The following is a 22,690-nucleotide window of genomic DNA, read 5'->3' on the forward strand; positions in this document are numbered from 1 at the left end:
GGCTTCTTTTTTAAGAATAATGAGGGAAAACCTCCCTGATTATAGCCGATATTTGCTATAAATGAACGGAATCAGGGAATTCCTCCCTAATAATCGGGAGAATATCTGTTTTCGCTGACGAATCAGTTCATTTTTAGGGAGATATTCCCTAATTATCGATCAGATTCAGTATGCCCGCCAGATGCTGCAACCCGAAAGTGTGTTTGAACAAGTGAAAAACAATCAGGACTTAAGGCGATCCTGCTTCGTAGCAGGGAGAAAGCGGCGTTTGAGTTCGAATAACCAAAAAAAACGAAGAGCAGCGATCCTCCAATAAAAGGGGAATCACTGCTCTTTTGAATTTTACATTATGAATATTCCAGGCTTATCTATTGGCCCCTCTTTGATTCTCCCCATGAAGTGGAAGAACATCCACAAAAGGAGCAATGCGATCCATTAGTCGTTGGCCTTTATAGACCTCTTCACCATCTTTGCTCGTAAAGCTAAGATGTTTCTCCAAGCCATCCAACGGATAATTCGAGGTGTAGAAGGTTGGTTTGCGGTTCATCCGATAATTCAAGATCGCCCCAAGTACATGATCACGAGCCCAAGGATTCAAATTTTCTGCACCAATGTCATCAAAAATAAGTAAATCGCAGTTTTTCATTGTATCGACAGTTTCCTTCATCTTCTGGCCATCCATCATGATCGATTTCAAGTCCTCTATAAAGTCTGGCATGTATACGATCACTCCGGTATATCCAGCAACAGCAAGCTCATGCAGCAAATAACACATCAAAAAAGTTTTGCCTGTTCCGAAAGAGCCATGTAAATAAATGCCGCGTGAAGTCAGGCCTTCCTCTTTAACATTCGTGATATAATCAAATATTTTATTCACAGCCGAGACCCGGCGCGGGTCTTTGCCCATAATATCTATCTCATCATAACCGCCGTTAAGTACACGCTCGTCCACATAAAAGCTACGAATACGTTTGCGGATGTTATCCTGATTATCTTGTGCCACTTTAAGTCGGCATGCCGTCTTGCGTTCATATAGATCCACTGAACCATTCACAGTTTCTACCGTTAGTTTACTATAATGGCCAGGAAAATCATTTGGACACTTCTCTAGTCCTGGGCAGTTCGCACAGTTTCGGCTTTCCTCTACATATTGATACAGGCGACTCATATGAAGCCGCAGTCGTGATTCGTCCAGTTCAGGATGTTCGGACTGTAATGCCTTCACAAGTGGATGATTGAATAACCCCTGTTCAAGATCGCGTTGACGCTGCCGTAGAGTTGGATTGTTGATCGAACGAAGTACATCGCCCATAGACTCCATTGTTCCACCTCTCTTTCATTAAGGCGTTTGCGATACGCCTTTTTTCTTACTAGCCTTAATTTCTGCCGCTTTCTTCATCATCGCCGCGAATTCCTCTTCCGATACTGTTCCAGCACTTCCATCATCCAGCACAATCGGAATTTCCGGTTTATTGGAGCGGCCTGTATTTTTGGCATAAGAACGTGATCGTGTTCCTCCAGCAGCATTAGCCGTTGTCCCCTTGCCCTTCACTTTGGACTGATCTCTAATATATCTTACAGCCTTCTCGTAGGTGTTCACTTGTTTCACCAGCATATTGGAGGCGATAGCCTCTACAAAATTGCGGTTCATCCGCTGTTCTCCACCCGAGGCTACCATAGTCATTAAATAATGAATGAGTACATTAATTACTTCACCGCTCAGCTTATAGTTCAGATCTATTTTCTCGAACATATCCATCAGATGGCTGGGCACTGCACCCGGGAAAAAGGTTTGTAGCAGTCTTGTATAAGGTTCGTTCCGCAGCATCATATTATATTGGTGAATGTCACATTTGGACAAAAATTGTGGCGGTACTTCTACATAATACTCCATCTCAACAGATTGCTCTGGTGGTGCTATAGAATCATCATTCTCTTCGGCCGCACTGGACCGGATAGAAACAACTTTCGCAGCTGCAATTTCACGTTTTTCCTGTCGTTTCATATCTTGCCTGAAATGTTGGCTCGCTTTATATTGCAACGCATCCAGCATGACCTCGCCCTCCGGTGAGAACACTCCATCCTCATCCAGCAAACGACATAAATCCTGCGGACTCAGTTCGTATTTATGAGCAACATAGTTAATTACACCCATTTGAGTATGGTCAAAGCGCAGTTTTTCTACATGAGCCCGATTCACAGACTCCCGTGGAAAACGCAAAATAATGTCACTGTATCCGATTGCCTGTTCTCCGGATTCAAGCGTGCCGGGCTGTCGAACAGAGGCTACCTCTGCCAAAGCTTGCTCCAGCTCATAATCAATGACATGTGTATTAAGTTGAAAAATATCATAAAAAGGCACGGAAATATTCTCTTTGCCTATAGATCTGCGACTCCACTCTTCCGGCTCGCGATTCCAGAACTGTTCCCGTAAGGACAGCACAGCAAATTTGCCAATCTTATCACGTAACAGCAAGGTTAAATGCTGAGTGGCAAAAAAGTCGGCTGGCGATAGCGGCGGCATTAGCTCATATTCATATAAATAATCATCTGTTTCCGGCACATAGATTCGACAGGTCTGCAACAGACCCACTGCTTCTAACCGGGAAGCCTGATCAATTAAATATTTGCGGCCTTTCTCATTGGGTTCAACACCCAAAGTCATAAATAGCCTGCGCTGTTGCTCCACTCCAGAATAGCCAATGCTATCTGCTGGCACATGTTCAACCAGCAAGCGATAGAAACTGATTGCAAAGGCTCCTACCATAGGTTGATATACAGAGCTAAGCATACGTCCATCTATAACACTAAGACCAAATTCGCGGGAAACGCAGTACCGATGATGTTCGGTGAAATGATGTAAGTTACTCATCCGCATCTACGGATACCCCCTTGTTTACACGAATTCATACAGGATTCTATTCTATCACAAATTAACATAGCGAAAATGTAAATAAAATCCCAATTTCGACTCTTTTCGCAATATAATCAACTTCTTCTTACGAATATCTACCTCTATTAAACAAGAAGAAACGGCTTCGCCGTCCTCTAAAGAGGAAGGTATCCCGTTTCTCGCAGAAATATAAGACTGATTCATAACATAGGCTCTTTCAAATCTTTAAAACATCTTGTAACCGCCAAAGCGCAGCTTTTGAATGGTCCATCCACTAAGTATAGCACCTGCAAGACCAGCGACACCTGTAAGATAATCAACAAAGTGGAAACTGGAGAGATGCTCCCAGAGCGACATCGCGTTTCTATCCCAAATAGAATAGATTACGACGGGTAGAATAATAAGTACGAATAGATAAGCGGGAAACCAGGTTGTCTTCATTAACATGTTAAGAATAAAGCCGATACCAAACATCATCACAAAGAATAAAACGGCTAGGATAAACACTGGAATAAATCCCATCTTACCGTCTCCACCCCTTTCTATAAAGAAGCGCACATCTTTTACAAGCTAGTAGTAAGTTTACTAGAAAAAATGTCACGAAGCAATGAACTTTATTCAAATCCACGCACTAATTCGCACACTTAGAGGATGCCTCCGTTTGCTCTTGGCGGCTTGATTGCGATACAATGCAAGTAGATTAATCAGATCATACATAGCCTATGAAGCAGATGCTTCGTAAGACTAAGTTTATGCTTCAATTGCGAGTTTTACGCGATGTTATTTTGGGCGAGGCTTATGCTTCGTAAAACTTTTAAGGAGTGAGATCATGATCGAAGCCGCTTTGACACTGGAAGGCTGGTATGCACTGCATGACTTCCGCTCTCTGAACTGGACCGCTTGGACGGCAGCAGATGATGAAGAACGTGCCGTTGCCCTGGAAGAACTACATTCTTTTATGCAGGAATGGAGCCCTGTTGAGGAAGCTAAGGAAGGCAGCACCGCAGTATACTCCATAGTGGGCCAAAAGGCCGATTTTGTAATGATGTTTTTGCGCGAAAGCCTAGAAGCTTTGAACCAGCTTGAGACCGCCTTTAACAAAATCGCTTTTGCTCAATATACAACCAAAGCTTATTCATATGTAAGTATTGTTGAATTAAGCAACTACGCTGCTGGCGGCAGTGGTAGCGACGGCAGCGACCCTATGCAGAATCCGCATGTTGCCGCACGTTTAAAGCCTATTTTACCGCAAGCGAAACACATCTGTTTCTACCCTATGAACAAAAAACGCGAGCTTGCCGATAACTGGTACATGCTTGATATGGACAAACGCCGGGAGCTCATGGCTTCACACGGGTTAATTGGACGTTCATATGCAGGTAAAGTGAAGCAAATTATCACCGGCTCCGTCGGTTTTGATGACTGGGAATGGGGCGTGACTCTGTTCGCTGAAGATGCACTGCAATTCAAAAAGCTGGTATACGAAATGCGTTTTGACGAAGTAAGTGCTCGCTACGGCGAATTCGGACCTTTTTATGTCGGCAATCTGCTGACTGAAGAATCTTTTGAAGAAATGCTCAAGCTGTAACAACAAAAAAAGGGTGTGTCTCCAGTTCGCATGGAGACACACCCTTTTTAACTGCCATATGATTCGATTAAGACACCGAAGTTCCTGAATCCTCATCTTCGTTATCCTCATCATCTTCACGTAAACTTTCCAGATATTCAGCCGTGGCCCGATCCCGAGCGCGCCCTTTATCCTTCAGGCGTTCGATACCAGGGAGAATGAGCAGATCAATTTCCTTCTGAACGATATAAGCCAGATCATACTGGTTCTGATCCTCCAGATAAGATCCAACCTCTATCAGTCCGTTATAACGGTCCAATTCTTCACGAGTCAGCAGTCCGCGTACCTGTACGCTGCAATGGCGCATCTTATAAGAATCTTCCTTTTTTCAGAACCAGCGGAATTCCGCCGATAATGAACAAGTAGCGCATATCTACAACTTTTTTCAACTGAGCTGCAGTCCAGCCCTTGTAAGTTTTGCTGCCTACTACAGCGATTCCTTGGCCTTTGCCTAGGGAAGCTACGGTTCCTTTATTGCTGAATGCGAATTTCTTCGGCTGTTGATTGCGGATTGCCGCCACCAAATTATGCGCACAGCATTCACCCTGCTGCATAGCAATTTGAGCGGTTGGCGGGTAAGGGCGTCCTTCCGGATTAATCATAAGGGAGCCATCACCAATAATAAAGATATTCTCTTGGCCCGGTGCACGTAGATATTCATCTACCTTCACGCGCCCACGCATAGCTTCAAATCCGGCAGCCTCAATAAGACGATTGCCACGGATTCCGCCTGTCCAAATAATTGTGGAGGCTTTGATTTCTTCGCCTGATGCCAGAATTACCCCGTTTGGCAGACACTCCTTGATCGCAACACCCATCTTGAAGGTAACTCCCTTTTTGGTGAGCAAGTCCATCGCATACTCAACAAGCTCAGGAGCAAAACCAGGCAGTGCTGTCGGAGCAGCCTCTACGTTATATATATTAACCATACTTGGATCAACGTCATATTCTTTACACAGTCCAGGGATACGGTCAGCTAATTCAGCTACAAATTCGATACCGCTAAAGCCGGCACCACCGACAACAAAATTAATATGCTCCTGAGCATTGTTCTCGTTCTTGTACTTAGCGAATTGATATTCAATATGCTCGCGAATTAAACGAACGGAATTGATGCTCCGGATTGTCAGTGCGTATTTATCAAGTCCAGGAATACCAAATGTTTCAGGCTCTCCACCTAAAGCAATGACAAGATAATCGTACGATAGGGTACCATCCTCCAAAATAATCTTTTTCTGCTGAGTACGAATTTCCTGAACAGATGACTTCACGAGGTCGATCTTGAATTCATCGATTAGTTTCGAAATGGACACCCGAGTGTGTTCAATACTGTCCGTACCCGCCGCAGGCATATGTAGATGGGTAGTAAAATAGTGGTACTCGTGACGGTTTACAAGCGTGACATCCGCTTCATTATAATTCAAAGCCTTCTGCAAGCGCTGTGCGGTCAAAATACCCCCATAGCCCGCGCCTAAGATAACGATTTTGGGAATACTACTCATGTTCCGGCTCCTTCCAAGAGGTAAATCTGTCTTTGTATTTTTTATTGAAACAATGTACGGTCCTTTTTGTGAATTTATACACTTATATTTAGAAGAAATTCCAATCAAACTTGAAGCATTTCTAAATTGACCATATCCATTGTAAACCTTAGTGTAGCATTAATCAAACATTAAAATACTAAAAAACGTCACACTTTTATTGACTTCTAAAGTCTTTCTTTGCAGGTATGTGTCACAATGATTATAATAAGTAGGTACACAAGTATGGCAAAATGAATATATCAACTCGGAGGTGTAATATCCCGTGACCCAAGAGCAATCCAGCGTTCCTATGAGCGACCTTTTAATCATAGGTGGCGGGCCAGCTGGCATGTTTGCCGCATTTTACGGCGGAATGCGTCAGGCATCAGTAACCCTTATTGAAAGTATGCCCCAATTGGGGGGACAACTTGCTGCCCTTTATCCAGAAAAATACATTTATGATGTGGCAGGTTTTCCAAAAATAACAGCACAAGAATTGGTCGACAACCTGTCTCGGCAAATGGATATGTTCCAATCCAATATCCGGCTGGAGGAGAAAGTGATTTCTGTTCAAAAACGGGACGAACGTCATTTTGTGGTTACAACCGATGTAGCCGAATACCACAGTAAGGCGATCATCATTACAGCTGGTGTAGGTGCATTTGAACCTCGTCGTTTGGAATTACCCAACGCTGGACGTTTTGAAAAAGCAAACCTCCATTATTTTGTAAATGATCTAAATACCTTTAAAGATAAAAAAGTTCTGATCAGCGGTGGCGGTGACTCTGCAGTTGACTGGGCGCTCATGCTGGAACCCATCGCTGAACAGGTAACCCTGATTCACCGCCGGGATAAATTCCGTGCGCATGAACATAGCGTTGAGAACCTGATGGCTTCCAAGGTTAACGTAGTTACCCCTACTGAAATTACAGAGCTGCATGGTGATGAGTTCATTACCAAGGTTACATTGTCAAATATCAAGACCAAAGAAACTCAAGAAATTGAAGTGGACAGCGTTATTGTTAACTTCGGATTCATCTCTTCCCTAGGTCCTATTGCCGAATGGGGTATTGATATTGAGGGGAACTCCATTGTTGTTGACTCGCGTATGGAAACAAGCATTCCAGGCATTTTTGCTGCCGGCGATATCACAACTTATCCTGGTAAGCTGAAGCTGATTGCTGTAGGATTTGGCGAAGCTCCAACGGCTGTGAATAATGCTAAGGTGTACATTGATCCAGAAGCGAAGCTATCACCGGGTCACAGCAGTAATATGAAACTCTAAATCTATTAACACAATAAAAAAGGGTATTCTTACAGACCTGTTAATAACAGCCTGTGAGGATACCCTTTTATGTTTGTTTGTGCCTCGCGGTTTTATATATGTAGCCTGCTACAAAGTTATCCTTTGCGCTTTTTAATGAAGAACCGCATGTACTGGAGAGTGTAAGTTTCGTTTGCGAATTTCAACGAGTAGAAGAGCGATGAAATCATGCTCTAGTTGCAGCTCTATTGCTCTATGGTAAGAGTCAAGCAGCATCTCATCCGACAATTCAACCATAAACTTCATCTACCTTTCCTTTATTTGGATCTGAATCTATCATATCAAACTATCATTTTTCGAACAAGCGTTCGCGTTATCCACAAGTACATGTGGAAATCCTGTGTATAAAATGTGTGTAAGCGTTATAAAGGTACTAGCTACACAGTGGACTATGGGGATAATAGTTATACACAGGATTGAACCACTTGTATAAAGCAAAAAATATATTTTTATTGTAAATAAATTACAATGTTATTTACCCCAAAAGAACGCAACTAAACGCAATTTTATCTTACTACTCTATTATCGTCAATTCTTAAAATAATTGTTAATTTATTGAGGTCTTGTATTAACCTCCAAAATCCATATTTTCCCCGAATAATCTACAGCATAATCAAAGCCCAGCTCACCTATTCCCGGAAAATGCCGTTCCATAATTCCGATACATACATGGGTTAGTCTCCGCATTTCTGCTTTCTTCGCTGAAGCTTTAATCCGCGGCAACGATCTACGAAGTCCTTCACGACATGATAGCATCGTTCCCCCTTTACAAAGATTGGTTACGAACAGACCTGGCCGAGCCAATCTCCCTACCATGGAGCGAAATTCCCAAACCTCACCATTCTTAACTACTTTGACCCGATAATCAATAGGCCGTCCACCGATTCTCGCCAGGGAAATCCCTTGTTGAATCAAATATCTGCGTCTTGCCTTCACAGTATTAAGCGCACGTCTCATGGATCCAAAATCCTTGTAAATTCGAGTTCTGTCCATATAGGTGAATCCATAACCGCGACTATCCCGAAAAACTTTGATTACACCGTAACCTCCGCCACCCACAATAGGTTTAATGACAACATTTCCATATCTACGAAGCATTGCCAGCAGCGTTTCTGCCCTGTACCCCCTCGTCATTGGGATATAGGGTGCAACCCGAGCGTCGGTCAGCAACGCCTCTGTCTTCAGCCACTTACTGGCCAATTGTCTTCCTGCCATCGTCCTTTCCCTCCCTTCACAATCCAGCCTACCCTATACATTACTCAGAGAAGGTCTCGCCCTCTTGTATGATTGTCCGTGTAAGATGCCGCTCTTAGCAAAAAGGGCTTAGTGTTTAGCACAGCATCAGTCGACAGCGACAGGGTACAACCGCGGATTTTGTAGATTCAGTTCTCAAGAAATTCGACATCATTATCTTAATGGATGAGTTCACTATAACTAGAATAATCTTCAAAATCGTTGTATTATTAATAGCGGTTACATTTTCAATTTCTACTATTATAGTGAGTACTAACAGAATCACTAAAAAGCACAGCGCGGGGAGGGCTCAGAATGGCACAGTTTTTTGAGGTTTTATATTGGGTGGCTATGCTTGGGATGTCCATTGTATTGGCTGGAACGACTATCCTGATCTGCGCCATTGGCTTTAAATTTATTAAAGACAAACGCAGAGCACTGGGTACGTGCTGTATCGCCTTCTCCCTTGGAGCTGCAGCGCTCATCGTATTTATGATTAATTACAAGTTTATTATTCCAGCCTAATGTACGCAGGGGACTGCCTATAAACAGCTTACTTCTATGCACAGACGGTCCGACCCTCGCAAAAAAAACACAGAGCAGCGATTATCCAGTTATGTGGATAATCGCTGCTCTGTGTTTTTAAACAATAGCTATCTGCTTCAACAGTGTCGTTAACCCATGAGCATTTCGGACCCAGATGACGTTATTTGCAGATTTTCAACCTTTGAGGCGTGGTTTCGGACTCCAGTGACACTATCGCTTAGAAAGAGCTTCATATTTACTGATTTTCATAGCAATAGCGGCAATGCGGTCCGTTGGCACCACAAATATGGGAAAATGCGGCGTTTAGGGTCCTCTGTGTCCGATACCTGGCTTGCGATACATGGTTAGCGATATATCGTTTGCTTCCTATGTAAAAGAATAAAGAACTACCCCAGCGCCCATTAAATGACTTCTGAGAAACTCCCCTATTACTCATAAATCCAGCGACAGGCGTATCATATCTATGACTTGAATCCCATTTTCAAAGATTTCTTCACTGTAATGCCTAATAAAAAAATCTCTATCAATGCCGGTGATTCTGAATCCACATTTCTGATAAAGTGCCAATTGTCCAACACTCGAATTACCTGTGCCAATTTCAATGGTTTTTGCTCCAAGCAGCTTGGCATTCTGAATCGCATGGTTCAGCAGCTGCTTACCTATTCCTTGCCCGTGTTTATTTTCGTCGACGGCGATATTTACGATTTCTACAGTCTCCGGTCTTGTCTGCAGCACAACGTAGACTCCGATGATGCTGTTATCCACCTCAGCCACACAACATAACCCTCTTTGTAAATATCCGTTAACTAAGCTCTCCGAAGGATCTGCTAATAGAAGTAATTCTAATGGAGGCTGTTCACCAGCTTTTAATTTTCTGATTTCCATTTCCATTTCCGAACTCCTTGTGATGATTTTTGTCATTGAGAATAAAAAAAAACTCCAAGCCTGTGTTGTTAGAATCCAACACGGGGCTTGGAGCCGTGATTGCTGTGATTAGCAAGGCTCTTCGTTAGGTTTCCCTGCATCCGTAGCTGTCCGGAAGCTTGAACCGCAGCCGCAAGTTGCAGTAGCGTTAGGGTTGTTGATGGTGAAACCACCCGTCATGCCGGATTCTTCAAAGTCGATTTCGAGACCATCCAGGTAACGAAGGTTCTCCTTCTCCACAACCACTTTCATGTCTTGAATGTCCATATATACGTCCTGATCGGTTTCATTATCATCAAAGCCCATAGCGTACGAGAATCCACTACAACCGCCGGGCGTTACTCCAATACGGAGGAACATGTTCGGTACTTCTTGTTCAGCAAGCATCGCCTTTAATTGTTCTGCTGCCTTTTCACTAATATTAATCATGATCTCATCCTCCTACAAATTCGTCTCCCTTCATAAGCGGAAACTTATGTTTAAGGGACCTTCCGGCCAAAAGTTATTTCTTAAAAATATAAGAAAGTATAAGTGTTGCACCTATTCTTTATGTCTTATATTTCTCGCTTAAACGCTTATCAACTTTATAAGGATGCCAATGACGTTTATGCTTGATAAATTCAGTATAACCGACTATTCCGTTACCCTCAAGTCACAACTGCCTTCGGCATGACCCTTCACAGCAAAAAACACCATCAATATCAAGCTGTTGATACCCTTAGGAGAGTAGGTTTATAATAGGGAAGGCACTCTAAGTAAAAATTCGGAAATTTGTCACGGAGGCAAGCTCGCCTCTTTCTTTTTTAGAATGAACAGCTACCACTTGGGTACGTCTGGAATTTATCTTCGAGCAATCTGCTCGTAAACTTTCAGGAGGAAATCATAATATGTCTACTCTTTTTACCCCCCACACGGATGCCCGAATGGCGAACATTATTGATAAGGTTCGCAGCGGCGAAAGATTGAATTTGGAAGATGGCGTTTATTTATATCAAAGCAACGATTTACTTACCATTGGCCAGCTAGCGAATGAAGTCAATATCGCCAAGAATCACAACCGGGTATATTTTATCGAAAACATGAGTCTATATTTCACCAATGTTTGCGAATCGCACTGTGCATTCTGCAATTTCCGCAAAGATGATGGAGAAGAGGGAGCCTATACCCTTTCCGGTCAGGAAATGGTGCAATATGTCGAACAGCATATCCACCCAGGCGTACGCGAATTCCACATTGTTGGTGGCCATAACGACAAGGTTCCCTTCCAATATTATGTGGATTCTTTAAAAGCTTTGAACGAACGTTTCCCTGAGGTTACCTTAAAAGCCTACACTGCCGCTGAAATTGATTTTTTCACCCGTATTAGCGGTTTGAGTATTCGTGAGGTACTGGAACAATTGCGTGCTGCTGGACTGAAAACACTCACCGGTGGTGGTGCAGAAATATTATCCGACCAATATCGTAAAAAAATGCGTGTAGACAAAGCTAATGTGGAAGAATATCTGGAAGTCCATCGGACAGCACATCAGCTTGGGATGAAGACCCATACCACTATGCTGTACGGCTCCATTGAATCTCACGAAGACCGTATCCGCCATATGATGCAAATCCGTGATTTGCAGGACGAAACCAATGGCTTTATGGTATTCATTCCATTGTCCATGCAGCCTAAGAATAAAAACGCTGGCATCATGCGCCGCAACTCTGCTTATGAGGATCTGAAGACCATTGCGATCAGCAGATTGATGTTGGACAATTTCGATCACATCAAAGCGTACTTCATTAACATTGGCCCTCAGCTTACTCAAGTTGCGCTGAACTTCGGTGCATCAGATGTGCATGGCACAATTCTAAAAGAACGTATCAGCCACGCGGCTGGCGCCTTAACACCGGAAGGTCTGACTCGCGACGAATTGATCTGGCTAGTGAAAGGTGCTGGACGAATTCCTGTCGAACGTGACACTTTCTATAATGAAGTTAAGGTATACGAATAAGAAGACTACCTGAGATTTGTTATCCCATATTGGAAAGGAAGTTCGGTCAGCATGAGAACAATACTCGTTCTTGGCGGTGGCTACGGCGGCCTAGCCTTAATTCAAGAATTACTCAATAATCATCTTCCTCATGATGTTGAAATTATCTTAATTGACCGAATGCCTTATCAAGGAATCAAAACGGAATATTATGCGCTCGCCGCAGGTACCGTAACTGATTATCACCTGCGCATTCATTTTCCGGTTCACCCCCGGCTTACTGTCCGGTACGGTGAAGTGAGTTCCATTGATTTGGAGAGCAAAATAGTCAGTATGGAGTCCGGTGAGATTGTATCTTATGATCTCCTAGCCATTGCTCTTGGCTGTACCGATAATTACCACAACATCCCTGGTGCTGATCAATATACCTGCAGCATCCAGACCTTTGCTGGTACTCGGGAAACCTACCGCCGACTAAATGATGTGAAGCCTTACGGAACGATAAACATCGTAGGTGGAGGATTAAGCGGTGTTGAATTAGCCGCAGAGCTTCGGGAAAGCCGTCCAGACCTTAACATCGCTATTCTGGATCGCGGTGAACGTGTTTTGTCTGCCTTTCCGGCAAAGCTGTCACAGTACGTAGAGGAATGGTTTCATCACCATCAGGTGCAAACGCTAGGACGAATCTCTGTATCTCATGTAGAGAAGGATTCGATTTTTAACGGTACCGAGGAAATCCTTTCAGATGTGACAGTATGGACCGCAGGGATTCAACCTGTAAAAGTAGTTCAAGATTTGAATGTGTCGAAGGACCGTGGTGGACGGATTATGCTGGATGAGTATTATCGTATACCGGATTATCCGGAGGTATATGTGATTGGCGACTGTGCCAGTCTGCCATTCGCACCAAGCGCACAAGCCGCCGGAGCACAGGGTGAGCAGGTAGCTCAGGTTATCCAAGCGACCTGGCGCGGTGAGACTCCTAAGCTTCATCCTATTCGCCTGAAGGGTACTTTAGGGTCACTAGGAAAAAAAGCAGGATTCGGACTTATGGGACAACGCTCCGTCAAAGGACGGGTTCCCCGCATCCTCAAGAGCGGAGTGCTCTGGATGTCGAAACGCACTTTAGGATAAGCCTATGATTGGTTCATAAGTATTAAAGGAAGCTACTCTCAGATAAACACGAGAGTAGCTTCCTTACGTTATTGGTGCGTATACCCTTCGGACTCAGATGACCTTATTCGCAAATTTTCAGCCTTTGAAGGAGAGTTTCGGACTCCAGTGAAGTTATTGCTTATAATGAGGTTCATTTATGCTGTTTTTCAGGTGAATAGTGACTATGGGGTCCGATAGCAATCCAAATGTAGGAAAACACTCAATATAAGGTCGCCTGAGTCCGGTGGCACCTTCACGGTAGCCCCTGCACTCTCCAATATGTTGCCTAATCGATCAAATTGGTGGATTTTGTTCAAGTAAGGTTCCAAAAAGAGGGAGCACTCCATAATTTAGATTATGGAGTGCTCCCTCTTTTTTTCTCGAGAAATTTAGTCAAGATCTATATTAAACCAAGCCTCAAGCTCTTTGATCTTGGCCTCAATTTTCTCTTCTAGCTCTGCAACAGTGTCTGCTGCAATAATGTCACCTTCAACCATGGCGAAAGGCATTAAATAACACTCTCCACAATTGTTCAGACATCCGTATTCAATGACATCATAATCTGGATTTTCCTCCAGCTTATGCATTAGCTTGTCTGTTCCGTGACCCATGTTGCTGGAACAAAATTCAATAATTGGTCTCATGATGATCTCCCTATTCCGCCTAACCATTTTATTTTTTAACTTTTTGTACTATAATGAACTTACGAAAGGAGTGATTGAGAAATGAGTGAGAATGCACAAAGCACCGAAATGTATGATGAAGTACTAGAAGTGCTGGATAAGCTTCGTCCGTTCCTGCAGCGCGATGGCGGTGACGTAGAACTGGTCGATGTGGAAGACGGCATCGTTAAGTTGAAACTTATGGGTGCCTGCGGCAGCTGCCCAAGCTCCACGATCACCTTGAAAGCCGGGATTGAACGCGCCCTCCTTGAAGAAGTAGAAGGCGTTGAAGAAGTAGTTCAAGTATTCTAAATCCCGTTCAATAACCCTCCCGATTCTCCTGTAAAGGAGATCGGGATTTTCTTATTATAGAGGATTTAACATTCTCTCACAACCTTAGAACATAAAACCCGCAAGCCAACTTGGCTGCGGGTTCTTGTTATGACTATAGACGAATTTAGCTTCATTCCTTAAAACGCTGGAATGATCGCACCTTCGTACTTTTCTTCAATGAAAGCTTTAGCTTCTGGAGAATTCAGGGCAGCAACCAGCTTTTTGATGGCTTCGGAATCTTTATTGTCTTGACGGGTTACCAAAATGTTAGCATAAGGGGAATCTACACCCTCGATGAACAATGCATCTTTAGTTGGCACAAGACCAGCGTCTAGTGCAAAGTTCGTGTTGATCAAAGCAAGGTCTACCTCATCCAGTTGACGTGGGAGCATAGCAGCTTCCAACTCAATGATGTCGAGATTTTTCTTGTTTTCAGTGATATCTGCTTTTGTTGCAGCAATGTTTGTATCATCTTTCAAGGTAATCAGACCATTTTTTGCAAGTAGGATTAGTGCACGGCCACCGTTAGTAGCATCGTTCGGAATGGCAACTTTTGCACCATCAGCCAACTCATCGATCGATTTGATTTTTTTGGAATAAGCTCCAAAAGGTTCAACGTGAACGGATGCAACAGAGACCAGGTCGGTTTTATTATTTTTGTTTTGGTCATCCAGATACGGTTGGTGTTGGAAAAAGTTAGCGTCTAACTCCTTCTCATCAAGCTGTACGTTAGGTTGAATATAGTCAGTGAATTCTTTGATTTCAAGTGTAATTCCATCTTTTTCAAGCAATGGAGCAATAGCCTTCAAAATTTCAGCATGAGGAACAGGTGAGGCACCAATCACCAATTTTACTGGATCTTTAGTAGGTTCACTTGTTGCTTCTGCGTTTGGTGCTGTTGTAGCAGCCGAGCTCCCAGCATTATTAGATGCATTGTTGTTACCGCAAGCCGCAAGCACCGCAACCAGTGTCAGGCTAAAAAATGTAAGTAGTACTTTTTTCATTGTAAATCCCCCTCTAATCTATATTTTGTATTGAATAAGGATATATATGGATGTACCTTATTTCCGTGTGTAATGTTTTACGAGTCGGTCACCGGCCATTTGTAGCAATTGCACCAGTACGACAATAAATATTATAGAAACAATCATAATCTCCGTCTCATAGCGGTGGTAGCCGTAACGAATCGCCAAGTCACCTAATCCGCCGCCCCCAACCATACCAGCCATTGCTGTATAGGAGACCAGTGTAACCAGTGTGATCGTAACTCCAGCGAGCAGACCTGGACGAGCTTCTGGCAAAAGAACACGCATAACGATTTGGTTCGTCGATGCTCCCATACCTTGTGCGGCTTCGATGACTCCGCGGTCTACCTCTCTTAACGACGTCTCTACCAAGCGGGCAAAAAACGGAGCTGCACCAATCACCAGAGGTGGAATCGTACCGAGTACACCAATGGAGGTTCCAACAACGGCTTTGCTGAAAGGAATTAGAGCCACCATCAAAATGATAAAGGGTATGGAACGTAGAATATTTACAAGTAATGATAAGACCGAGTAAGTTACTCTGATTACTATACTATTCGATTTCCCCCATAAATACAATAGAATTCCGAGTGGTAAACCAAGAATAATTGTGAACAATCCGGAAAAAAATATCATTTTTATAGTAGCAACCGTAGCATCCATCATTTCTTGCCAATTTAGATCTGCAAAATTCATTACGAAATCACCTCCACATCAAGGCCTTGAGCAATTAGTCTGGAGATCGTTACAGCAATCGCCTCAGCTGGCCCTTCGAACCGCACAATCATCTGTCCATAAGGCACATCTTTAATCGTTGAGATGGTACCATGTAAGATTGCAAAGCTTACACCCGTATCACGCACGACATCGGATAGTGCCGAGCCGTATGTTTTTTCTCCGAAAAAAGTAATTTTGACAGCTTTAGAGTTATCCCCGGCAGCAGCATCAAGCGCCACTCGAAGAGGTCCTTCATTCTGTGTCTCACTGCGGATGAAATCGCGTGTAACCTCATGCTGCGGCTTGAGAAATACCTCTGTAACTTTGCCTTGCTCAACAATCCCACCACCATGAATGACCGCGACACGGTCGCAGATGCTCTGGATTACATGCATTTCATGTGTGATCAGCACAATGGTCAAATGGAATCTTTTATTAATATCGAGCAGCAGCTTAAGAATGGAGTCCGTTGTCTGGGGATCAAGCGCAGAAGTGGCCTCGTCACACAGCAGCACATCAGGGTCACTGGCTAGTGCCCGGGCGATGCCGACCCGCTGCTTTTGTCCTCCAGATAACTGAGAAGGAAACTTATCTTTATGTTCTTCAAGCCCAACTAGAGCGAGCAGGTCTTTGACTTTTGTATCAATAGCTGTTCTCGACGTACCTGCAAGGCGCAGTGGAAAGGCAATATTATCGTACACGGTCGCTGAAGACAGCAAATTGAAATGTTGAAAAATCATCCCAATCTTGCGCCGCTGTTCCTGCAGCTGACCTTGGTTAAGACTGGTTAGCTCAACACCGTCTACCCAGACCTCTCCTTCTGTCGGACGTTCCAACAGATTAATGCAACGGATCAATGTACTTTTCCCGGCTCCAGAGTGGCCGATGACTCCGAATATTTCACCTTTCTCGATGGACAGATTCAATCCAGAAAGTGCTGTTGCCGCATTACTCCCTTTTCCATAAACCTTTGTTATCCCTTTTAGATTAATCAACTCTCGTCGCCCCCCTTTATACTTCACTTATTCTATACAAAAAAACCTCCAACGATCGATGCAGATCGCAAGAGGCTCTGTGGGTTTATTAAGACAATGCCTTCTCATCTGCCAACGACCGCAACCTGCGCCATTGTAGGAATTAGCACCATGACATTTGTACAACGCTTCCCGCGCTGGATACAAATCGGTTGCCGGGCTTCATCGGGCCTATCCCTCCGCCGCTCTCGATAAGATAAAGTTATGAAATTATATTTTTTCTGAAATCGTACATACTTTAATGCAAGCATAAGTATAGTGAGTTTATCTATTTTTGTCAAAAGGAAATATATTGAACAATTACGATTTTATGCTCTTTACCTTGCTTATTTCCTTACGCAGCTGTTCATTGCTGTAGCTGAATGCCGCGATTAATGTCTTACAGTTCATTTCGAGCGATTGTTTTAAATCCTCAAGATGGCTATCCAGATCCTCGAGCTGAATTTTGTCATGCAGACCTTGGTGCCGCTGCCACAAATCATCCTGCATTTCGGAATTCATATAATGAATTTCAGCATTTCTGCGCTTGCGTAAATTCTCCAATGGATCGCGGTAGGAGTTCTTAATCTCTTCCAGTTGATCCGCTAATGCAGGATGCACATTCAATAATTGAAGCTGACGCAGCACTGTAAAGTAAGAAAAGTGCGTTTTTAATTTGGATGTTTTGAGATCATAAAAATGATTCAGTACCGTCCCAAGCTTGTCCAGAAGAGAGAAAACCCGGATAAAGCCATCTTTATAAAAATAAACATAACGTGCATAATCGCCCTGTTCCACCGGTGTCATATCATCCATATAACCCGCAATCACTAATTTCCGGTAAAAAGCGGCCGCGAACCAACTTTGCTCCAGTTCATCCAGAGAGGAAATCAGCCCACGTGTCCAAATCTCCAGCTTGCGGTATTCATGGTCATTATCCTCATGGGCACTCATTTCCTTGCGCAGCAATGCTGCAAAAGTGGCCATATTCTCCATCGCATCAGCCAACACACCGCTGTTCTTTCGAGGCGGCTCTCCAAGTAATACCCGCAGCATATCCCAGTCCTCCTAAAGTTTTGTTCAGCGTCTGCTTCCATGGACTGCTTCGTACAAAACTCGCGACGTAAGCATCGGCCAATCAGCTCCACGATATACCGATTTCCACTTTATTATTCCGCGGGTGAAGCACCTCTATCCACGGAGGGAATGTTCTACCAAGGCGGTGGAATCATTGGGCTCGTTACATTTTTTCCAGACACGACACTACTCGCGCGATTTAGCTGCCAGACTCTTACACTCATATAACATAAGACACCAAACAAACTGGCAATCAGTAAAATATGAGCCAAAGCGGCAAATATGTACAGCCTTTCATTATCTAGAGTGTAAACCACAGCCGCCCCACTAAATACCTGCATCAAGCATAACAGCACTGCAGCTATACCTAGCGCTCTAAGCTCTGGATAATCCTTATGTTTCCAAAATGCTAAATGCCCAAGCAGCGCAGTAAGCATGAATAAGATTAAAGCCGCAATCCGATGCGTAAAAACAACACCTACACCTCCGGAAAGCTCCGGAACCCATTCTCCATTACAAAGCGGCCAACCCGAACACCCGCCTTGTGAATCCGTATGACTTACAAAGGCTCCAATATACACGACAATATAAGAATAGATGGCAGTAAAACAGGTTAAATTGCGAAAAGCCTTACTTACGGGCTTCTTTTGAGCCTCCAGCTTATGATCATATTCACGTGCTTCATGCCATCTCTTGGTTCCAAGAGCCAACATCATAGCGCTTGAAAAGGCGATCAAAGAAAAACCCATATGCAACGCCATTACAGCAGCGGATTGGGATTTAATTACTGCAAGCGCTCCCATACCACCTTGAACGATGACGAATACTAAGGTCATAAATGCATATCCCAGCAAATCGCGCCGCGTACGAGCATAACGCCAAAAAGCAAACATCGAGGCAAGTGAGAATAACCCTGCCAAACCGCTAAACAAGCGATGGGTGTATTCAATCATCGAGCCTATAGTATAAGCCGGAATTAATTTTCCATGACAGAGCGGCCATTCATTTCCGCATTCCAAGCCCGATCCAGTCTTCGTCACTACCGCTCCTCCGAGTACAGCGAGGAACATGATAAGGCAAGTAAGATAACTAAGCCATTTCAACTGATTTGTCGTCAAAAATATCACCCGCAGTTTTTAGTAATGAAGAAGCAGCCAGACTTATATTTCAAAAAAACACCGCTTTTGCACAAACAGGCGAAAGCGGTGGTTCCTTAGGAATTACTTTTGAAGGCTTTGATGCACTTGGACCGCTTTATCAAGGAAATTCTCAATCTCTTCACGGGATTTGCGCAATTTATTAACGAATCTAACCAATTCCCGTCCATCCGAATATGCGACGAAGCTTGGAATACCCATAATATTTTGTTCTTGGCTAACATCGCCCACGGCATCAACATCTACCTCAACCAGTGTAAGGCGGTCTGCATAAGCCTGCTCTACCTCTGGGATAAAAGGATCGATAAATTTACAATCCGAGCACCAGTCAGCCTTGAAGATGGCCACTGTTAATCGAGGTGATTGAATGGCTACCTGAAATTCAGCAGGAGAACTAATTTTGTCCATGATTTACTCAGTCCCTTCTTCAATATCTGTCTATTTTCTACTCTTTAAGTGAAGCAAAATGCAGTGTAGAAGTCAAACCTATTCTCTCATACGAACACGTGCAGGCTGTAACTTCATCAGCGGATTCAATAATTTTTGCAACGCCCGCGGATAACTGGAGATTTCCTGTTTAGTCAGCACACCCAGCACAATAAGCAGTACTAGATAAATAACAACAACGGCTGCTCCTACAACAAGACAAGTGATCAGAAACGCCAAACGTGCAGGCATCAGATCTGTTAACAGAATCCCAGCCTCATTCAAGCCATAACCAATCCCGCCGGACACAAGTACCGCAATCACGAAACCGCCCCAACGTTTGCCCATAATTTCAAAAGGCACAATCGATTTCAGCATACGTAAGTTAAGCAAAGTAATGACCACGAAACAAAGTGCTGTTGCACCGATGATTCCGTAGATGCCAAATACCTTACTAAGTAATAAGCTTGCCACTAATTTTACAATAATACCCGCTAACACATAATACATGGAAATTCGCGATTTGCCCATACCTAACAAAATAGAGTTCGTTGTCATCATCGTAATCTGAAAAATCGTTCCTAAAGTAAGCATGGCTACGATACCACTGCCATCTAAACTACTGAATAAGAGGCCATTAACTGAATATGCAGCAACTACGAGTGATAGAACAATCGGTGCTCCTGTTAAAATAGAGATACGAAGCGCTAACGTCACTTGCCCTTTTAGATGTTTTTCATCCCGACGGGCATATGCAGCTGAAATAATTGGTATAAGTGATGTGCTCAGTGCTATAGAAAGAACCGGTGGAATCCCAGCGACACTCTGTGCCCGACTCCCGAAAATACCCAAAGCACGTGTGGCATCAGCTACACCAACTTGTCCACTCAGTAACGGTACAATTAAAGATGTATCAATAAAGTTCACTACTGGAACCGTAACTGAAGATAGAACGATAGGAATGGATAATTTGAATATATCCTTATAAATTCCAAATAGAGGAAGCTTTGCTTCATTCGTTTCGTATAATGCAGTTTGCCCCTCGCTACGCCGTAATTTCATAGCGTAATAGAGCATTACACCAAACGCACCAACACTACCAAATACACTACCGAATGATGCACCAGCAGCCATCCACGTGTTGTCGTACCCTTTTTGTAACAATACAAATGCCAGAAGAACAGCGGTAGATACCCTCGCGATCTGCTCCACAATTTGAGAGATGCCACCAGCCATCATATTATTCCGCCCTTGAAAGTAACCACGCATCATTGCAATAGAAGGGAAGAGTAGGAGTGCCGGAGCTATGGCCCGGATCGCCAAAGTACTTTCAGGAACTTTTGCATATTCTGCATAATAAGGAGCACCTATGTATAACAATGCGCTCATAATTACGCCAACTACAACACCAAAGATTAATGCCGCCCGATACACCTGCTGAGCTTCATTTGGTCTATTCAGTGCATAACGCTCAGATACCATTTTACTTAATGTACTTGGAATCCCTGCTGTAGCCAGCGGTAATAACATTAAATAAACTGTGTTTGCCTGTGTAAATGAAGCATTACCAACATCATTAAATAAATGCTCCAGCGGCACCCGCTGGACAAGCCCGAGTACCCTTGCCACCAAAGCTGCAGCAGCAAGGATAAGCGTGCCTTTAACAAAAGACTCTTTCTTGGACAAACTCTTTCCCCTTCTTCACTGTTAAATTAAAACCGGGCGACCCATATAAAAAAGAGGACGACCATAATTACCTGCAACACGATTTTGACCAAGGTGCTGCTAAATAAGCCGAGTATGGAGCCAACACTTACCTTAGCAGCTTTAGACGGGGAAGATCCCACGATCAGTTCTCCAATAAAAGCCCCTAGAAATGGTCCAATGATAAGACCAAAAGCCGGAATAACAAAAGGTCCCAAGATCAGCCCTATCGTGCTCCCGATAATCGATGAACGTGAACCGCCAAATTTTTTGACACCCCACGCTCCTACAACATAATCAGCAACAAAAAGAACTACAACGATCAGTGTTTGAATAATCCAGAACCAAACCCCAAAGGGCTCAAAAGAAAAGAACCAGCCGTATACAAAAAAGGCAAGATAGATCGCTAACGCACCCGGCAGTATGGGATACACAGCCCCTGCCAATCCTACAGCAAACAAAACAATGATAAGAATCCAACCCAGGATCGTCAATTCCTTAACCTCCTACTAGCATAATGCTCCATGGATTCACTTCGCAGTACTGCTTTTATTATTTGCTGCCTACAGAGGCTGCAGCTTCGGTAAAGATATACTTTTGGATGACCTCGGCAATCCCGTCTTGATTATTGGTCGCCACCACAACATCAGCCTCTTGTTTAACCGTCTTTTGCGCATTGCCCATGGCAACCCCAAGCCCAGCCTGCTGGATCGCCGCCAGATCGTTAAGGCTGTCGCCCACAGCTACAACTTGCGACATTTCTATTCCCAGCAGCTTGCAGACTTCCTTTATTCCTGCTGCCTTATTCACGCCTAGAGGATTAATCTCCAGATTGTGCGGAGAAGAGTTCGTAATCTCCAGTCCACCCATATCTTGAAGACGAAGCAACAGCTTATGACGAAGCTCATCATCTTCAGTGTGATAACCGAATTTAAGCCATTCTCTACCCGTTACATCCCCATCCCAGTTATCCTGTTTAAGAACTTCGTCCAGAGAATAAGCCCAGAACCAGATGTCATCTGCTTTTGCAAGATCATACATTTCTTGTACCAGCTTGGGATCCATTAGTGATCTCCGGTATATTTCATGTGGCGCTCTCCACACCTCACTGCCGTTCACAGTGATCATCGGTGTCTCTAAACCTAGCTGCTCTGCATAGGGTAAGGCACTTACAAATGCTCGGCCTGTCGACAGACAGACATGAACGCCTGCGTTGACCGCCTTTTGAATCCATTCCACCGTTGTGGGTGTAATTATCTGTTCATCATTCAGTAGGGTTCCATCCATATCCAATGCAAGCAGGCGGTATTTGGCAATCATTTGCCACCCCTCCATTCTTGTATGCTCTCATTTGAGAAGCTGTTTATTTTTTAAATCT

At 43.7% G+C, this 22,690-nt stretch carries 25 protein-coding genes and 1 riboswitch; of the genes, 6 read left to right on the top strand and 19 right to left on the bottom strand.

Translation table 11 applies throughout. The features are described from left to right. Positions 1-364: 364 nt before the first annotated feature. From dnaI to NST94_RS24790, 3 genes are all read right to left on the bottom strand, one after another. Positions 365-1,321, bottom strand: coding sequence for a primosomal protein DnaI (gene dnaI / locus NST94_RS24780; protein WP_076134190.1), 957 nt, complete (start codon positions 1,319-1,321; stop codon positions 365-367). An 18-nt stretch (positions 1,322-1,339) separates the two neighbouring features. Continuing rightward, positions 1,340-2,878: a helicase DnaB gene (locus tag NST94_RS24785; RefSeq protein WP_339281397.1), complete on the bottom strand. Its 1,539-nt coding sequence runs from the start codon at positions 2,876-2,878 to the stop codon at positions 1,340-1,342. Between the two features lie 240 nt (positions 2,879-3,118). After that, positions 3,119-3,415 carry a YuiB family protein gene (locus NST94_RS24790; protein ID WP_036685224.1) on the bottom strand — a complete coding sequence of 99 codons (297 nt, stop codon included), beginning with the start codon at positions 3,413-3,415 and terminating at the stop codon, positions 3,119-3,121. 307 nt (positions 3,416-3,722) lie between these two features. Here NST94_RS24790 and hemQ point away from each other — a divergent pair, with 307 nt between their 5' ends. Beyond that, positions 3,723-4,481 carry a hydrogen peroxide-dependent heme synthase gene (gene hemQ / locus NST94_RS24795; protein ID WP_076310258.1) on the top strand — a complete coding sequence of 253 codons (759 nt, stop codon included), beginning with the start codon at positions 3,723-3,725 and terminating at the stop codon, positions 4,479-4,481. Positions 4,482-4,548: 67 nt separating this feature from the next. Here the strand turns inward: hemQ and NST94_RS24800 are convergent, their stop codons facing one another. After that, complete coding sequence (locus tag NST94_RS24800) at positions 4,549-4,827, bottom strand: hypothetical protein (RefSeq protein ID WP_036685228.1); 279 nt, start codon at positions 4,825-4,827, stop codon at positions 4,549-4,551. A gap of 1 nt (position 4,828) precedes the next feature. Next, positions 4,829-6,022 carry an NAD(P)/FAD-dependent oxidoreductase gene (locus NST94_RS24805; protein ID WP_036685230.1) on the bottom strand — a complete coding sequence of 398 codons (1,194 nt, stop codon included), beginning with the start codon at positions 6,020-6,022 and terminating at the stop codon, positions 4,829-4,831. Positions 6,023-6,353: 331 nt separating this feature from the next. Here NST94_RS24805 and NST94_RS24810 point away from each other — a divergent pair, with 331 nt between their 5' ends. Beyond that, on the top strand, positions 6,354-7,328 hold the full coding sequence (locus NST94_RS24810; RefSeq protein WP_076310267.1) for an NAD(P)/FAD-dependent oxidoreductase: 975 nt from the start codon (positions 6,354-6,356) through the stop codon (positions 7,326-7,328). Positions 7,329-7,460: 132 nt separating this feature from the next. Here NST94_RS24810 and sda read toward each other — a convergent pair whose 3' ends face one another. Then, the gene (gene sda, locus NST94_RS24815) at positions 7,461-7,604 is read right to left on the bottom strand and encodes a sporulation histidine kinase inhibitor Sda (RefSeq protein ID WP_036685584.1); all 144 of its coding nucleotides are present in this window, start codon (positions 7,602-7,604) and stop codon (positions 7,461-7,463) included. Between the two features lie 315 nt (positions 7,605-7,919). Beyond that, a complete protein-coding gene (locus NST94_RS24820) occupies positions 7,920-8,582 on the bottom strand; it encodes a YheC/YheD family protein (protein ID WP_076127972.1) in 663 nt (220 codons plus the stop codon). A 333-nt stretch (positions 8,583-8,915) separates the two neighbouring features. On the opposite strand from NST94_RS24820, the gene NST94_RS24825 reads away from it, so the two are divergent. Next, on the top strand, positions 8,916-9,125 hold the full coding sequence (locus tag NST94_RS24825; RefSeq protein WP_339281398.1) for a hypothetical protein: 210 nt from the start codon (positions 8,916-8,918) through the stop codon (positions 9,123-9,125). Positions 9,126-9,578: 453 nt separating this feature from the next. Here the strand turns inward: NST94_RS24825 and NST94_RS24830 are convergent, their stop codons facing one another. Both NST94_RS24830 and NST94_RS24835 read right to left on the bottom strand, forming a co-directional pair. Continuing rightward, positions 9,579-10,031: a GNAT family N-acetyltransferase gene (locus tag NST94_RS24830; RefSeq protein ID WP_076128052.1), complete on the bottom strand. Its 453-nt coding sequence runs from the start codon at positions 10,029-10,031 to the stop codon at positions 9,579-9,581. Positions 10,032-10,139: 108 nt separating this feature from the next. Beyond that, positions 10,140-10,499, bottom strand: coding sequence for an iron-sulfur cluster assembly accessory protein (locus NST94_RS24835; RefSeq protein WP_036685235.1), 360 nt, complete (start codon positions 10,497-10,499; stop codon positions 10,140-10,142). A 458-nt stretch (positions 10,500-10,957) separates the two neighbouring features. Here NST94_RS24835 and mqnE point away from each other — a divergent pair, with 458 nt between their 5' ends. Together mqnE and NST94_RS24845 are read left to right on the top strand one after the other, a co-directional pair. Then, positions 10,958-12,064 (top strand): aminofutalosine synthase MqnE, encoded by a 1,107-nt coding sequence (gene mqnE, locus NST94_RS24840; RefSeq protein ID WP_036685236.1) that lies wholly within the window; start codon positions 10,958-10,960, stop codon positions 12,062-12,064. 51 nt (positions 12,065-12,115) lie between these two features. Further along, positions 12,116-13,177, top strand: coding sequence for an NAD(P)/FAD-dependent oxidoreductase (locus NST94_RS24845; RefSeq protein WP_076099373.1), 1,062 nt, complete (start codon positions 12,116-12,118; stop codon positions 13,175-13,177). A 410-nt stretch (positions 13,178-13,587) separates the two neighbouring features. On the opposite strand, the gene NST94_RS24850 is transcribed toward NST94_RS24845, so the two are convergent. Then, a complete protein-coding gene (locus tag NST94_RS24850) occupies positions 13,588-13,842 on the bottom strand; it encodes a YuzB family protein (protein WP_036685247.1) in 255 nt (84 codons plus the stop codon). Positions 13,843-13,923: 81 nt separating this feature from the next. Here NST94_RS24850 and NST94_RS24855 point away from each other — a divergent pair, with 81 nt between their 5' ends. Then, positions 13,924-14,172 carry a NifU family protein gene (locus NST94_RS24855; RefSeq protein WP_036685249.1) on the top strand — a complete coding sequence of 83 codons (249 nt, stop codon included), beginning with the start codon at positions 13,924-13,926 and terminating at the stop codon, positions 14,170-14,172. A gap of 158 nt (positions 14,173-14,330) precedes the next feature. Here NST94_RS24855 and NST94_RS24860 read toward each other — a convergent pair whose 3' ends face one another. The 9 genes from NST94_RS24860 to NST94_RS24900 form a co-directional block, all read right to left on the bottom strand. Further along, entirely contained in the window at positions 14,331-15,197 is an 867-nt protein-coding gene (locus NST94_RS24860; RefSeq protein ID WP_036685252.1) for a MetQ/NlpA family ABC transporter substrate-binding protein, read from the bottom strand. Between the two features lie 57 nt (positions 15,198-15,254). Continuing rightward, a complete protein-coding gene (locus NST94_RS24865; protein ID WP_339281399.1) occupies positions 15,255-15,914 on the bottom strand; it encodes a methionine ABC transporter permease in 660 nt (219 codons plus the stop codon). Further along, entirely contained in the window at positions 15,914-16,930 is a 1,017-nt protein-coding gene (locus NST94_RS24870) for a methionine ABC transporter ATP-binding protein (protein WP_076193371.1), read from the bottom strand. The genes NST94_RS24865 and NST94_RS24870 overlap by 1 nt, the downstream gene beginning before the upstream one ends. Positions 16,931-17,031: 101 nt before the next feature. Further along, positions 17,032-17,167, bottom strand: a riboswitch (SAM riboswitch). Between the two features lie 102 nt (positions 17,168-17,269). After that, positions 17,270-18,004, bottom strand: a complete 735-nt coding sequence (locus NST94_RS24875; RefSeq protein WP_076127978.1) for a Cthe_2314 family HEPN domain-containing protein — start codon at positions 18,002-18,004, stop codon at positions 17,270-17,272. A 155-nt stretch (positions 18,005-18,159) separates the two neighbouring features. Continuing rightward, complete coding sequence (locus NST94_RS24880; RefSeq protein ID WP_076184763.1) at positions 18,160-19,143, bottom strand: heme A synthase; 984 nt, start codon at positions 19,141-19,143, stop codon at positions 18,160-18,162. Between the two features lie 102 nt (positions 19,144-19,245). Next, a complete protein-coding gene (locus tag NST94_RS24885; protein WP_036685265.1) occupies positions 19,246-19,590 on the bottom strand; it encodes a thioredoxin family protein in 345 nt (114 codons plus the stop codon). A gap of 78 nt (positions 19,591-19,668) precedes the next feature. Then, positions 19,669-21,294 (bottom strand): polysaccharide biosynthesis protein, encoded by a 1,626-nt coding sequence (locus NST94_RS24890; protein WP_076279677.1) that lies wholly within the window; start codon positions 21,292-21,294, stop codon positions 19,669-19,671. Between the two features lie 26 nt (positions 21,295-21,320). Next, entirely contained in the window at positions 21,321-21,806 is a 486-nt protein-coding gene (locus NST94_RS24895; RefSeq protein WP_038573189.1) for a DUF456 family protein, read from the bottom strand. Between the two features lie 58 nt (positions 21,807-21,864). Then, the gene (locus tag NST94_RS24900; RefSeq protein WP_036685270.1) at positions 21,865-22,632 is read right to left on the bottom strand and encodes a Cof-type HAD-IIB family hydrolase; all 768 of its coding nucleotides are present in this window, start codon (positions 22,630-22,632) and stop codon (positions 21,865-21,867) included. Positions 22,633-22,690: the final 58 nt, after the last annotated feature.

Origin of the sequence: Paenibacillus sp. FSL H8-0282 (assembly GCF_037963825.1) — a bacterium.
GTDB lineage: Bacteria > Bacillota > Bacilli > Paenibacillales > Paenibacillaceae > Paenibacillus_AQ > Paenibacillus_AQ odorifer.